At 64.1% G+C, this 13,355-nt stretch carries 12 protein-coding genes and 1 tRNA gene; 10 read left to right on the forward strand and 3 right to left on the reverse strand.

What is annotated here, in order from left to right; all coding sequences use genetic code 11:
• Positions 1-245 precede the first annotated feature (245 nt).
• From AC1ROT_RS03030 to AC1ROT_RS03070, 9 genes are all read left to right on the forward strand, one after another.
• Complete coding sequence (locus AC1ROT_RS03030; RefSeq protein ID WP_492970200.1) at positions 246-704, forward strand: GatB/YqeY domain-containing protein; 459 nt, start codon at positions 246-248, stop codon at positions 702-704.
• A 52-nt stretch (positions 705-756) separates the two neighbouring features.
• Positions 757-2,589: a DNA primase gene (gene dnaG / locus AC1ROT_RS03035; protein WP_492997173.1), complete on the forward strand. Its 1,833-nt coding sequence runs from the start codon at positions 757-759 to the stop codon at positions 2,587-2,589.
• 64 nt (positions 2,590-2,653) lie between these two features.
• Positions 2,654-4,738, forward strand: coding sequence for an RNA polymerase sigma factor RpoD (gene rpoD, locus AC1ROT_RS03040; RefSeq protein WP_492997174.1), 2,085 nt, complete (start codon positions 2,654-2,656; stop codon positions 4,736-4,738).
• A gap of 71 nt (positions 4,739-4,809) precedes the next feature.
• Positions 4,810-4,886, forward strand: a tRNA-Ile gene (locus AC1ROT_RS03045).
• 474 nt (positions 4,887-5,360) lie between these two features.
• Complete coding sequence (locus tag AC1ROT_RS03050) at positions 5,361-6,212, forward strand: adenylate/guanylate cyclase domain-containing protein (RefSeq protein WP_492997175.1); 852 nt, start codon at positions 5,361-5,363, stop codon at positions 6,210-6,212.
• A 321-nt stretch (positions 6,213-6,533) separates the two neighbouring features.
• Positions 6,534-8,348, forward strand: coding sequence for a hypothetical protein (locus AC1ROT_RS03055; protein WP_492997176.1), 1,815 nt, complete (start codon positions 6,534-6,536; stop codon positions 8,346-8,348).
• A gap of 33 nt (positions 8,349-8,381) precedes the next feature.
• Complete coding sequence (locus AC1ROT_RS03060; RefSeq protein ID WP_492997177.1) at positions 8,382-9,386, forward strand: hypothetical protein; 1,005 nt, start codon at positions 8,382-8,384, stop codon at positions 9,384-9,386.
• Positions 9,383-10,195 carry a peptidoglycan-binding protein gene (locus AC1ROT_RS03065; RefSeq protein WP_492997178.1) on the forward strand — a complete coding sequence of 271 codons (813 nt, stop codon included), beginning with the start codon at positions 9,383-9,385 and terminating at the stop codon, positions 10,193-10,195. The genes AC1ROT_RS03060 and AC1ROT_RS03065 overlap by 4 nt, the downstream gene beginning before the upstream one ends.
• A gap of 14 nt (positions 10,196-10,209) precedes the next feature.
• Positions 10,210-11,379 (forward strand): hypothetical protein, encoded by a 1,170-nt coding sequence (locus AC1ROT_RS03070; protein WP_492997179.1) that lies wholly within the window; start codon positions 10,210-10,212, stop codon positions 11,377-11,379.
• 28 nt (positions 11,380-11,407) lie between these two features.
• Here AC1ROT_RS03070 and AC1ROT_RS03075 read toward each other — a convergent pair whose 3' ends face one another.
• Entirely contained in the window at positions 11,408-12,331 is a 924-nt protein-coding gene (locus tag AC1ROT_RS03075) for a ketopantoate reductase family protein (RefSeq protein ID WP_492997180.1), read from the reverse strand.
• A gap of 291 nt (positions 12,332-12,622) precedes the next feature.
• Between AC1ROT_RS03075 and AC1ROT_RS03080 the strand changes: the two genes are divergently transcribed.
• Entirely contained in the window at positions 12,623-12,883 is a 261-nt protein-coding gene (locus tag AC1ROT_RS03080) for a hypothetical protein (protein WP_492970195.1), read from the forward strand.
• 17 nt (positions 12,884-12,900) lie between these two features.
• On the opposite strand, the gene AC1ROT_RS03085 is transcribed toward AC1ROT_RS03080, so the two are convergent.
• A complete protein-coding gene (locus AC1ROT_RS03085) occupies positions 12,901-13,071 on the reverse strand; it encodes a hypothetical protein (protein WP_492970194.1) in 171 nt (56 codons plus the stop codon).
• Positions 13,072-13,074: 3 nt separating this feature from the next.
• Entirely contained in the window at positions 13,075-13,281 is a 207-nt protein-coding gene (locus AC1ROT_RS03090) for a hypothetical protein (protein ID WP_492997181.1), read from the reverse strand.
• Positions 13,282-13,355: the final 74 nt, after the last annotated feature.

The raw sequence follows: 13,355 nt of genomic DNA on the forward strand, positions 1-13,355 counted from the left end.
AAAACCACCGGAGGCGATGGCATCCGGCGGTACGGCACAGCTGTTCAACGATGATTGCGGCGGCGGCGGGCGCCGCTTCAACCGAGGCCGGACCATATCAAAACCGCGGCCATCGTCAAGCCTGCCTCAGAGGTTAAAAACAAAGAAAAATCATATACTTATTCCTTTTGCGCTGTATCGCCGTCTGGGCTATGCTGCGCGCCTTCCGAAAACACCCCGATTCCGTATACCGCAAGAGGACTGCGATGCTGCGTGACACGCTCAACCAGGCGATGAAGGATGCCATGAAGGCGAAGGACGCCCGGCGTCTGGCCACCATCCGCATGGTTCTGGCTGCCATCAAGGACAAGGACATTGCCGCCCGCACCTCGGCGGAAGAGCGCACCGGCATCGACGATGGCGCCATCCTGTCCCTGCTGCAGAATATGGTGAAGCAGCGCCGTGAATCCGCCACCGCCTTCGAGGCCGGCGGCCGGGCCGAACTGGCCGCCCAGGAAAAGGAAGAAATCGCCATCATCGAGGGCTACCTGCCCCAGCAGCTCTCCGACTCGGACGTCGAGGCTGCCGCCAAGGCCGCCATCGCCGAGTCGGGCGCCGCCAGCATCAAGGACATGGGCAAGGCCGTCGCGATTCTGAAGGCGAAATACGCCGGTCAGATGGACTTCGGCAAGGCAGCGGCTATCCTGAAGGCTCAACTCAGCTGACCCATCCCGAGTCGGTCCGAGTCGCGGCTGAAACAGCGATTTAGGAAGAGCCATGGCCTTCCCCGATTCGTTTCTGGAAGAACTGCGCAACCGGCTGCCACTGTCGGGCGTGGTCGGCCGCTCGGTGCGCCTGATCAAGCGTGGTCGCGAATTCAGCGGCCTGTGCCCCTTCCATAACGAAAAGTCGCCCTCCTTCACCGTCAACGACGACAAGGGCTTTTTCCACTGCTTCGGCTGCGGCGCCCATGGCGACGTGATCGGCTTCACCATGCGCAGCAGCGGCATGGCCTTCCCCGAAGCCGTCGAGCTGCTGGCCCAGGAAGCCGGCCTCGAGGTGCCGCGCATGCGGCCCGAGGATCGCGAGAAGGCCGAACAGGTCGCCACGCTGGGCAAGGCGCTGGAGGAAGCCGCAAGCTGGTACCAGGCGCAGATGAAAGGCGCCGTGGGCAATGAGGCGCGCAGCTATATCCAGAAGCGCGGCCTGAAACCCGAAACCGTCGAACGCTTCCGCATGGGCTATGCGCCGCAGAGCCGCACCGCCCTGAAAGAGGCCATGCTGGCCCGCAAGCTGCCGGAAGACCTGCTGATCGAGAGCGGGCTTTTGATCAAGCCTGAAGACGGCGGCGCCAGCTACGACCGTTTCCGCCACCGCGTCATGTTCCCGATCGGCGACCGTCGCGGCCGCATCATCGCCTTTGGCGGCCGCGCGCTCGATCCGGATGCACCGGCGAAGTATCTCAACTCGCCGGAGACGCCGCTCTTCCACAAGGGCCGCAACCTCTACAACCATGCCATGGCCCGCGAGGCCGCCCGCGACAGCGGCACGGTGGTGGTGGTGGAAGGCTATATGGATGTCATCGCCCTCGCCCAGGCCGGCATCGACCATGCCGTGGCCCCGCTGGGCACCGCTCTGACCGAGGAGCAGATCGCCCTGCTTTGGCGGCTCTCGGCCGAGCCGATCCTGTGCTTCGATGGCGACAATGCCGGCATCCGCGCCGCCATGCGGGCGGCCGACCGCGCCCTGCCCCTGCTGGAACCCGGCCACTCCTTCCGCTTTGCCATCCTGCCCGGCGGCCAGGACCCGGACGATCTGATCAAAAGCCAGGGCCGTGCCGCCATGGACGGAGTGCTGGCCGCCGCCCTGCCGCTGGCCGATATCCTGTGGCGAAAAGAAACTGAAGTAAGGCCGCTGGACACCCCGGAGCGTCGCGCCGCCCTGGAAGCCGCCCTCTACGAGGTCGCCCGCCAGATCAAGAACCCGGCAGTCCAGAACCACTATCGCGACCATTTCCGGGCCCGCCTGCGCACGCTTTTCGCCCCGACCCGGACCTGGACCCCCAATAACCGCCCAAATCGCCCGCAGGGGCAGTTCGGCAAGCCCCTGCCGCCCCTGGCCGTGGGCGGGCCGGTCAATGCCGCGCCGGGCCGCACCGAGAAGGCCCTAATCGCCGCCGTTCTGGCCCATCCCTGGCTGCTGGAGGACCATGGCGACGCCTTTGCCGCCCTAACCTTCCCCCCGGGGCCGCTTGACAGCCTTAAGAGCCGGATTCTAGAAGAAGCCTCCCGCCATCCGGGTCTTGACGGCGAGGCCTTCGCAGCCCATCTCAGGCAGCGAGGACTCGGGGCCGCACTCGACCTCGTGACTGGCGAGACCGGCCGGATCCTGGAGCCCTTTGCGCGCGCCGATACGCCGGCGGACAAGGTTGAGCGAGGGTGGTGGCAGGCTGTGCAGCGGTACCGTCTGGCGGAGCTGGAGCAGGAGCTGGCAGCGGCAGAGGCCGATCTGGCCAGCGATACAAATCCCGAAGCATGGCAGCGCTTCCAGGCCTTACAGGCAGAGGTCGGTTCGGCGCGCAACCAGGTTTCGGTATCGGATACGGATTGAATACCAGGCCGCTCACCCCGGGCGGCCTTGAGCATTTTACAAGACAGGACAGTTAGGAACCGGCATGGCGAAACAGGCAGCGGCCCCTGACACCGCAGAAGCACCCGAAAAAGAAGAAACCGTCGACACGCCGCTGATCGACGCGTCGATGGCTGCCATCAAGCGCATGCTGGCGAAAGCCAAGGAGCGCGGCTACGTCACCTATGACGAAATCAACGCCGTGCTGCCGCCCGAGCATGTCTCGTCCGAGCAGATCGAAGACACCATGGCGATGCTGTCCGAAATGGGCATCACCATCGTGGAAAGCGAAGAGCAGGAAGACGGCGGCATCGCTGCGGTCGACAAGGAAGACGGCGAGGCGGAAGCCGAAGGCGGCGACGGCGAAGCCGCTGCCACCGCGCCGGCCAAGGCCGAGGTCGACCGCACCGACGATCCGGTGCGCATGTATCTGCGCGAGATGGGTTCGGTCGAGCTGCTGTCGCGCGAGGGCGAAATCGCCATCGCCAAGCGCATCGAGGCCGGCCGCGAGAAGATGATCGGCGCGATCTGCGAAAGCCCGCTGACCATCCAGGCGATCGTGAAATGGCGTGACGACCTGGTCGACGGCAAGATCCTGCTGCGCGACGTGGTCGATCTGGAAGCCACGCTCGGCGGCGCCGGCGGCGGCCCCGACAATGCCGCGCTGGATGGCGTGGAAGCCGACGAGGCCGAGGATGCCACGGCCCCGGCGCCGAAGCTGGATGCGAAGCCGGCCAAGCCGGCGGTTGCCGCTGCTGCTGCCCCCGTCCTGGTGAAGGCCGAGAAGAAGAAGGCTGCGCCTGGCGACGAGCCGGAAGTGCCGGCGGCGCCCGAAGAGCCCGACGAGGAAGACGAGGCCAACCTGTCGCTCGCCGCGATGGAAGCCCAGCTGAAGCCGCAGGTGCTGGAAGCCTTCGATGCCATCGCCAAGCATTACAAGAAGCTGCAGAAGACGCAGGAAGAGCGTCTGCAGGCGGCTCTGGTGCATGCCGATGCCGATGCCAAGAAGGACAAGGCCTATGCCAAGTCCAAGCAGGAAATGATTGTCCTGATGGAATCGGTGCACCTGAACAATGGCCGCATCGAAAGCCTGGTCGAAAGCATGTATGGCCTGAACAAGCGGCTGATGATGCTGGAAGGCAAGCTGCTGCGCTCGGCCGAGAGCTTCAAGATTCCGCGCGACGAGTTCCTCAAGCAGTATGACGGCCAGGAGCTCGATCCGAACTGGCTCGGCAAGGTCGCCAAGCTGAAGACCCACAAGGGCTGGGCGCGCTTCGGCGAGGCCGGCCCCAAGGAAGTGACGCCGGTCCGCGACCAGATCACCGCGATTGCCACCGAGTTCGGCCTGCCGATCTCGGAATTCAAGCGCATCTACAAGCAGGTGCGCGAAGGCGAGCGCGAGGCCAGCGTGGCGAAGAAGGAAATGGTGGAGGCCAACCTGCGCCTCGTCATCTCCATCGCCAAGAAATACACCAACCGCGGCCTGCAGTTCCTCGACCTGATCCAGGAAGGCAACATCGGCCTGATGAAGGCGGTGGACAAGTTCGAATACCGCCGCGGTTACAAGTTCTCGACCTATGCCACCTGGTGGATCCGGCAGGCGATCACCCGCTCGATCGCCGACCAGGCCCGCACCATCCGTATCCCGGTGCATATGATCGAGACGATCAACAAGCTGGTGCGCACCAGCCGCCAGATGCTGCACGAGATCGGCCGCGAGCCGACCCCGGAAGAACTGGCGACCAAGCTCGGCATGCCGCTGGAGAAGGTGCGCAAGGTGCTGAAGATCGCCAAGGAGCCGATCTCCCTCGAAACGCCGATCGGCGACGAGGAAGATTCGCATCTGGGCGACTTCATCGAGGACAAGAACGCGGTACTCCCGGTCGATGCCGCGATCAACTCGAACCTGCGCGAGACCACCACGCGCGTGCTGGCGACGCTGACCCCGCGCGAGGAGCGCGTGCTGCGCATGCGCTTCGGCATCGGCATGAACACCGACCATACACTGGAAGAAGTCGGCCAGCAGTTCTCGGTGACCCGCGAACGTATCCGCCAGATCGAAGCCAAGGCGCTGCGCAAGTTGAAGCACCCGAGCCGGTCGCGTAAGTTGCGCTCCTTCCTCGATACGTAAGCCGTATCGGGCAGGACGAGATCAGGGCCCCGGTCTCAAAGCCGGGGCCTTTTTCGTCGCAGGGGACGCGTGGGCCTGTAGCTCAACTGGTTAGAGCCGGCCGCTCATAACGGTCTGGTTGGGGGTTCAAGTCCCTCCGGGCCCACCATCCCCGCCCCCTTTTTTCCACATAACCCATTGATGTTGCTGGCGAGTGCTGGTCGGGCCCAGCGTGCAAACCTGACAACTCGAACCATATCGAACCATCTGGAGCCAAACTTTGCCAAACCGGACCAGCGCGGGACCATTTGGAGCCATCTGGAGAGCCTTTTGCCGCCATCCTGAGCCCACCCGGTTTGCATGCAATGGTATTCGACCTTGCCCGTTCCTCTCCCATCCCGACGGAAGGCCACGAATGGCCGGTACAGATTCACGATGTCAAAGTTCACGATGTCAAAGATCAGCTGCTAAATCAGAACATATAATGAACATTTCGTCAAGGCCGCAGGGAAGCGCCGGGCCAGCCGTGTAACCGCATCGATGGCGGTTTCATTGCCCGCCGTCACATCGCGGCGTAAATACCGCTGTGTTGCCAAAGCACAGCCGTATACTGCCGCCAATAAAAAGCAGGGACGCTTTCTCGATGACCGATGCTGACGGCATCCGCCGCAAACTGACCACCATCTTCTGCGCCGACGTGCAGGGCTACAGCGCGCTTGTGGAGATGGACGAGGTCGGCACGGTGACGCGGCTCAAGCAGTATCGCGAAGTGATGGTGGCCGAGATCGAGCGCCATCACGGCCGCCTGATCAACACCTGGGGCGACGGTCTGCTGGCCGAGTTCAGCTCGCCCGTCGAAGCCGTGTTCTGCGCCGTGGAAACCCAGCGCCGCATCGCCATCCGCAACGAGGACACACCGCAGAGCACGCCGATGCAGTTCCGCATCGGCATCAATATCGGCGACGTGATGATCGAGGGCAACGACATCTACGGCGAAGGCGTGAACATCGCCGCGCGGCTGGAATCGCTGGCCGAGGCCGGCGGCATCTGCATCTCGGGCACGGTGTTCGAGCAGGTGCGCAAGAAGCTGGATATCGGCTTCGCCTTCATCGGCGACCGCGAGATCAAGAATATCGCCGAACCGGTGCCGGCCTATCGTGTGCTGGTCGGCGCCCATGGCCTGGCCGCCGCGCCGTATCGCGGCGAGACCGTGCCGCAGCGCCCCCTGCCGCAACAGACCGGGCCGCAACAGACCGGGCCGCAGCAGGCCGGGCCGCAAGCCGATGCCGACGATCCGGAAGTGAAATTCGCCGCCTGGCGCCAGCGCGCCTGGCGGTACGGCGTGGTCCTGCTGCTGCTGGCCGTGATCAACCTGGCGACCAGTCCGGGCCGCATCTGGTTCTTCTGGCCGATGATCGGCGTTGTCTTCATCCTGGTCATGAAATTCCCGGCCGGCATCGATCCGCGCCGGCTGTGGCCGCTGCGGCGGAACTGACCGTCTGCGGATCATTACGGGCCGATACGACATCAGGCCCAACGCACGACATACTCCTGTACTTATTATGATCGCGACCGCGCTTTCCCATTGAGCGTATGCCGCCGCATGGATAGCGTGCACACGCAGGCAAATAAGCATGACTCAGGGGTGGGTCATGCAATCGGGGGACAATCTCTGCCAAAGGGTCTTTGCGCATAGCAACTCCCGCTGCGCTGTTCGTGCGTGACCGTTTCCTGCCTCAGTAGGCGTGACGCGAATAACAACAGTGTAAGGCAGCAAGACCGGTTCGTCAGAACAGCAACCGCATGGGGGCTTTTCGTGACGATTCCTGTCGATGCCGTATTCCTCGCAATCCAGGCCGGCGTGCGGCTCTACCAGGGCCTGCGCAGTGCCTATGCCACATCCGTGCGCAACGCCGCCATCACGCTGCCACTGCCGCGCGCGCCCCGCCTGGCCCTCACCACCGCCGTTCGATGGTTCAATGAACCAGAATATGCGCCAGCCAAAAACACAGAGCTTGAACGCATTCACGCTCAGGCCGAGCGTGATGAGAATAGTCTGAGTGATGAAGAGAAGGACTTCCTTCGTACCGCCTACTCTGCAAGCTGGTCGGCGATTAACCCAATCACCGTAAAAAATGGCGACGTGGATATCCCGACATCCACGGACGCCGTGTCCACAGCCGAAGCACTGGCCCTGCTGGAAATCCGCCAATGGGCCAAAGGCCAGGATGGCGCCGGTCCATCCACGACGCAGATCGCGCTTGGCACGCTGATCGAGACCGCTGTCTTCTGGTTCTCCAACAAGCCCGGCGCCATTTCCGACAAACACCCCGAAGGTCGCGCACTCAAAGCCTTCCTCACCGGCATCGCCGATGTCGATTTCCAGCAGGCCGGGCTCGGCGACATTCTCAGCCGAATGCTAGTCGGCGTGCTGGAGGCAGTCGGCAACGAGCCGAACCTGCTGGTCGGCGGGCAGAAGGAAGAAGCCTTCGTCACCAATATCTCGAAGGCACTGGCCGCCACGCTGAAGGATCAGCTGGTGGGGAAACCCCAAGACGCCATCGAAGACGCTGCCGGCTGGGCACAGCTGATCGCCGCCACCATCCTGAAAAGCGGCGCTGACACGGTGCTCGGCAATCCGCAGCTGTTCCTGGGCGTCAAGGATGGCGATGAAGCCGCCGTGATCAAGGAGGTCGGCAGCAGCATCCTCAGCCTGCTGGTACCAAAGGATGGCAATTCGATTGACCTGCGCTCCCTGGTTTCCAGCAAGGGACTGGAAACCCTGATCCGCGCCACGCTGGCCGCCGTGGGCAGCCATCCCGGCGTGCTGGGCATCGGCGCAAAGCCGCGCGGCGTCGAAGCCCTGATCGGCGAGGTCGCCAAAAGCTTCGCCGTCGCCGGACGACCGGCCAATCTGAAAGCGGCCTTCCCCGAAATCATCGCCATCATCTTGGAGAAGACCGTCACCAACCTCGACGTGCTGTGGGGCGGCGACCGCAGGGATCCCGGCCGCAACATCCTGCTGATTGCCACGCGACAGGTGCTGAAAGTGCTGGCCGATGCGGCGGCCGGCAATGCCATGCCGGCCTTCGGCAAGGAACAGGTGGCGGCATTGCTGGATGCCGTGCTGGCCGAGGTGACCGAGAATCCGCTCTGGGTCGTCACCCGCATCGGCGAGATCGAGGAATCGCCCTATCTCTCGGCGGCCCTCACCGCGGTGCTGACCGCGCTGCGCGGACAGAAACTCTCCACCCTCACAGCCGAGGCGCGGCTATCCATCATCAAGGCGGCGCTGAAAGCCGCCGGCCTGCGGATGGCCCTACTGCGCAAGGTGCCGAACGGCAGCGCTGCCGGCAAGGTGGCACTGGAGGCGATCATCGATGCCGTGGCCGACGAGATCGCCAAGGCGCCGGACGAAGGCCGGTGGCGGCTGGCACGGGCCTCCGCCGCTGTATTGCTGCTGGACATCGCCCTCGCCCGCTTCGCTGCCGCGCCGGCCAAGGACGACAAACTCGACGCCCAGCTCAATGTCCTGCGCAAGGCGGTATCTGATTTTGCCGCCGGCGGCATGAGTTTCGATGATTTCGCCAAGCAGCTTACCCAACAGCTTCCGACTGCCGCGTCGACCTGAACCGGGAGATATCCAATGACACGCATAAATCTCATGCCTGCGGCGCTGCGCGGCCTCGCCCTGGTCCTAGCGCTGGTCGCGCTCGGCGGCTGCACCATCCATCGCCTGTCCCAGGCGCAGGACGCTTTCTCCAAAGGAGCGCAGGAAGAACTACGGTTGATGTCGCAGGATTTGGCGCTGCCGTCCGCCTATATATCGGCTGCCACCTACTACAAGACGGCGGACGGCCTCCTGACCGGCGACCTCAGTGAAAGCACCGCCAGTCTAAAAGACGATGGCCTGCTCGCCACCGCCCATGCCCTGCACGCCATGACTCTGCAGCGGCTGGCCGATCTGGCCACGCTGGTGCCGCCGAACGTCTTGGCGCCAAAGGCCGCGGACAAGATCAAGGCCGACCTCAAGAATGAGGAAGAAAATAAAAAAACGCCGGATCCGGGAGAGGCTTTCTACCGACGCGCCTTGGCAGCTCGTGGATTAGCGCTGCAGAACAAGTCGCAACTCGGCCCACGTGATGCGTACCAGATGGAGATCCTGCCGTATCTGCGCGACCACGATATAGGCATGAGTCATTACGCCGCGGGATTGCCCCTCAGTTCAGGTATTCAAAGGCGAAAGAAATTCGGCAGAGCCATCGACTTCTTCAAAAGCGCTCACGCCGGCATGAAAGCCGCACTGACGAGCAGCCAGAATGTGCCCGAGCATCATGACGTCCGCATTTACGCCTCCATGGTGCGGTTGCAAACCCTGATCGCCTGGGGCAACGCCATTTCAGAAGCGGTTGATCCTGCAAGAGGCAGCAAATCCGATGAATCAGCGAAATGCATGAATAAGTTCATATACGCAGAACTCGTCGACATTCTGGACGGCATCGAGAAGTTCAACGGGGAGCGCAAGGCTCGCGGCCAGCAGGCCGTACTGACCTCTCAAGGCGCCTACCTGAATTACAGGCTGAGCCTGCTGGGCTTCCCAGGCCCTGCAGACAAGCCGAGGAAATTCTCGAACGTCGACGAGAATACATGCTTAACGGAGGTACCATGACCACCCCACCTCCCGCCCCCGGCATCACGCTGTCGGAGGGCACCTCTGAACGCGATCTCGTGCGCGCGGTCCAGCAGCAGCTGAACAGGCGCAGCTGCGGCCAGGTCGATGAGGACGGCCTCTATGGCGCGCAGACCGTGGCGGCCGTGAAGCTGTTCCAGGCCCGCAACACCGACGACGATGGCCTGCCGCTGAAGGTCGATGGCACGGTCGGCCCGCTGACCTGGCAGTCACTGTTCACAACAGCCGCCACAAATGCCCCGCCCGTCGCCGCGCCCACGGCCACGGCTTCGACCGATCCGCTGCTCGCCCGCGTGATCGCCGTCGCCGCCAGCCAGGTCGGCGTCAGCGAACAGCCGCCGGGGTCCAACCGTGGGCCGCAGGTCGACGAGTATCTGAAACGCGTCGGCCTCGATGCCAGCAAGGGCGACTATCCCTGGTGCGCCGCCTTCGCCTACTGGTGCTTCGACGAGGCGTGCAAAAACCTCAGTGTCGCCAACCCTGCCATCCGCACCGCCGGTGTGCATGACCACTGGGACCGCGCCGGCTTGCGCGGCATCTACCGCATCCGCTGTATCGAAGCCGTGGCCCAGCCGGCGCTGGTGATGCCCGGCCAACTGTTCCTGATCGATACCGGCGGCGGCAAGGGCCATATGGGCCTCGTCGAGGCCGTGGTCGGCGGCAAGCTGGTGACCATCGAGGGCAACTCCAACGACGGCGGCTCGCGCGAGGGCACCGGCGTGTTCCGCCGCGACAAGCGCCGCATCGGCGAGATCAGCCTGGGATTCATCGCCTACGCCATGCCGTGAACATGAGGTCTGCCATGCGCGCCATCCTTCTGAACCTGGCCTTGCTGCTCACCCTGCTGCTGCCGTCTCTCCCGGCCGTGGCTGCCGATGAGCCGAAACCGCCAGTGGCCTACGCCATCGTCAAGGCCGGCGAGTATCACCTGAATGGCATTCTGAAGCTGGTGATCACGCTGGCCGACGACAAGGTCATGATCGATCCGAAGAAAATCCAGTTGCGCCTCAACGGCACGCCGCTGGGCGTCGAACCGAAATGGTACGGCCCGGGCAAGGAACTCTCCTTCAGCCTCAGCCGCACCGACGGCGCCAATTCCAACCGCGCGCTCTGGGCCGGCCTACTGGGCAAGGCTTTCGAGGGCAGTTCCACGACGGTCAGCCTCGCGCTGGTCAATGATGGCACCGAGGTTCCCTATACCAAGACGCCCACCAAGGACCAGGCTGCGGAGGCCAGCATCACGATCCAGAAATTCTCCGGCGGCGCGATGACCCTGGGCGTGGCCGCCGTGATGCTGGTGACCCTGGCCATCGTGGTGATGGGGCTGCGCACCGGCATCCTGCGCGACCGCCCAGTGCCGCAGATCCCCGAGACCGAGCGTACCTACAGCCTGGGTCTGTGCCAGATGGCGGTGTGGTTCTGCCTGATCTTCGCATCCTTCCTGCTGATCGGCGTCACCCTGCGCGACCTGAACTCCATCAATGCCGAAAGCTTCACGCTGCTCGGCATCTCGGCGGCGACGGCGCTGGGCGCGGTGGCGATCGATACCGGCCGCGCCGACGCCAACCGGGTGCGCGACCTGCTGATCGCCATGGGCCTGAAGGATGCCGACCAGGTCAAGGCCCTGGCGCTGGCGAAAGACAGCGCGCCGAACACCGAGGCCGCCACGACCATTCCCGGCGCGGTCCTGAACAATGACACCAAGGTCACCTACAGGCAGCTGTGGGAAGCCTACGATGCGCTCGCCCGGCCCTATCGCAGCACCTCGCTGTTCGCCGACATCGTCAACGACAGCAGCGGCCCGACGCTGCACCGGTTCCAGATCGTGGTCTGGACCCTCGTTCTGGCCGTGATCTATATCAGCCAGGTCTATCTGGCGCTGGAGACACCGACCTTCGGCGCCAACCTGCTGGCGCTGATGGGCATCACCGGCGGCGTCTATCTCGGCTTCAAGATTCCGGAGAAGGGCTGACCTGAACGCGGGGACTGCGCAGCACCTCTCAGGATGCCGCCAGGCGATTCTGGTAAACGCTTAGACTGGTATAGGCGAGCGACAGCAGCGGCGTGGCAATGCCGGCCTGCTGCGCCCGCGCCACCAGATCGCCGATGATCTGGTCGGCCTCGACGGCGACGCCCTTCAGCAGGTCGCGATACATCGACGAGGTATGGGCAGACCCGGTCTTGGTCAGCGTCTCGCGCGTATTGGCCACAAAGGCCTCGCTGGGTGCAACGCCAACAGCCTTCACGGTGGCGACGACTTCATCGATCAGGCCGAGCGCAAAAGCGGTGCCGCCGGGCGCCGCTTCCACATCGCCCACGGTGCCGCGCATCAGGCAGCACAGGCCGCCGAGCGACGCCAGAAGAATCCACTTCTCCCACATCTCGCGTTCGATATGCGGCGTCAGCTTGGCGTCGAAGCCGGCATTCTTCAGCAGGGCATCCAGCCTTTCGATCCGCGACGTGACACGGCCGTCCATCTCGCCATAGGCCAGATCGTGGAACTTGCCCATCTGGATCACCCGACCTTCGGCATCGAGCTGGGCCGGAATGCGGCACAGGCCGCCGATCAGGGAGGCTTTGCCGAAGCGTCCGGCGATGGCATCGACATGCCGCATGCCGTTGAGCACGGGGATGATCATGGTATCGGGGCCGACCGCGGGCGCCATGTCATCCAGGGCGGCACCGAGCGAATAGGCCTTCACCGTCAGCAGAACCGCATCGTATGAGCCGGCAATATGGCCGGCCGTGACCAGCTTCGGCGTCACCGTCGCATCGCCGGCCGGACTGACGATCTGCAGGCCGGTCTTCTGCAGCTGCGCCGCCCGACCCGGGCGCACCAGGAAGGTGACATCGCGTCCTGCTTCGGCCAGGCGACCGCCGTAATATCCGCCGGTCGAACCGGCACCGACCACCAAAAGACGCATACTTTTCTTCTCCACGATGCGCATAAGCCTGCCGGGCCTGCCTATCACAGCCCTGCACAGCACTATGCTGAAAGGCCGCCAGACCCGCAACGCTGGTACAGCAATCTTAATCGCCGGGCTTTCTCGCCGTTCTCCGCGCAGAGCGTGGTTGTGGCGATCGGTTCCCGGCTTCTGAAAAAAAATCCTCTCGCACGATGTCGCCATAATTCACTGGCACCGTGACGCTGCTTGGCTAGCATGGGGTTGTGGGGGCACGGCGAAGGTAGACAAGGCGAACGACAGGAGCGCGTCATGGTCGCAGCCACGAAATTGCAATCCGCCTACCAGAGCAGCATGCAGATTCTCGAGCATGTGATGCAGGCGCAGAACGATCTGAATGTCGCCTTCAGCCGCGGCGCCGCCGGCTCGAAGGGCATCCTGCGCGACGTCAGCACCTGCAACGACGCGCTGAACGATGCCATCGGCCATCTGCTGGAGGCACAGCGGCGCCTGACCGAAACCTCATGGCCGGAAGACGACGATTACGATGTGGTGGAAGATGCCGCTGACTAGGCGGCAAGGCGCGCGGTCTAATCCGGATCGGGATTGACCACGTCCTGGCCGGGATGCTTCGGCCCCCGGTCGCGGCCCTTGGGGTCGGGCGCGAGGCGGCCCGACGCCGGCTTGCCCTCGACGCGTTTCTTCTTGGCGTCCTTCAGGGTCTTTTCGGTTTCCCTGACACGCTGCTGCTTCGCCGTCATCGGTCAGTCCTCGGCCGTGTCGGCCTTAGGGGGGGCGGCATTGTGGCTGGTGATGCCCACCACCCGCATAAACAGCGACGGTGACAGCGGCTCGTCCATCCGTTCGCCGGACCCGGCCTCGAAACGGTCCAGCATGCGGTCGATCTGGCGATCCAGCGCGCGGAAAGGGTTGGCTGCAAGGCTGAACGGGCTGAATTCGCGGCTGGGCATGGGCGACTACTCCTGGACCGACCGCGGAGCTGAGGCGGTCCTGCGCAGAACAGGCTAGGCAGGGACGGAGTTCC

It is taken from the genome of Ferrovibrio sp. GW821-FHT12E11 (genome assembly GCF_058806975.1).

Bases quoted from the DNA above. Each gene is read 5' to 3' on its own strand.
- AC1ROT_RS03030 (WP_492970200.1), top strand. From the start codon at position 246: ATGCTGCGTGACACGCTCAACCAGGCGATGAAGGATGCCATGAAGGCG.
- dnaG (WP_492997173.1), top strand. From the start codon at position 757: ATGGCCTTCCCCGATTCGTTTCTGGAAGAACTGCGCAACCGGCTGCCA.
- rpoD (WP_492997174.1), top strand. From the start codon at position 2,654: ATGGCGAAACAGGCAGCGGCCCCTGACACCGCAGAAGCACCCGAAAAA.
- AC1ROT_RS03050 (WP_492997175.1), top strand. From the start codon at position 5,361: ATGACCGATGCTGACGGCATCCGCCGCAAACTGACCACCATCTTCTGC.
- AC1ROT_RS03060 (WP_492997177.1), top strand. From the start codon at position 8,382: ATGCCTGCGGCGCTGCGCGGCCTCGCCCTGGTCCTAGCGCTGGTCGCG.
- AC1ROT_RS03065 (WP_492997178.1), top strand. From the start codon at position 9,383: ATGACCACCCCACCTCCCGCCCCCGGCATCACGCTGTCGGAGGGCACC.
- AC1ROT_RS03070 (WP_492997179.1), top strand. From the start codon at position 10,210: ATGCGCGCCATCCTTCTGAACCTGGCCTTGCTGCTCACCCTGCTGCTG.
- AC1ROT_RS03075 (WP_492997180.1), bottom strand. From the start codon at position 12,331: ATGCGTCTTTTGGTGGTCGGTGCCGGTTCGACCGGCGGATATTACGGC.
- AC1ROT_RS03080 (WP_492970195.1), top strand. From the start codon at position 12,623: ATGGTCGCAGCCACGAAATTGCAATCCGCCTACCAGAGCAGCATGCAG.
- AC1ROT_RS03085 (WP_492970194.1), bottom strand. From the start codon at position 13,071: ATGACGGCGAAGCAGCAGCGTGTCAGGGAAACCGAAAAGACCCTGAAG.
- AC1ROT_RS03090 (WP_492997181.1), bottom strand. From the start codon at position 13,281: ATGCCCAGCCGCGAATTCAGCCCGTTCAGCCTTGCAGCCAACCCTTTC.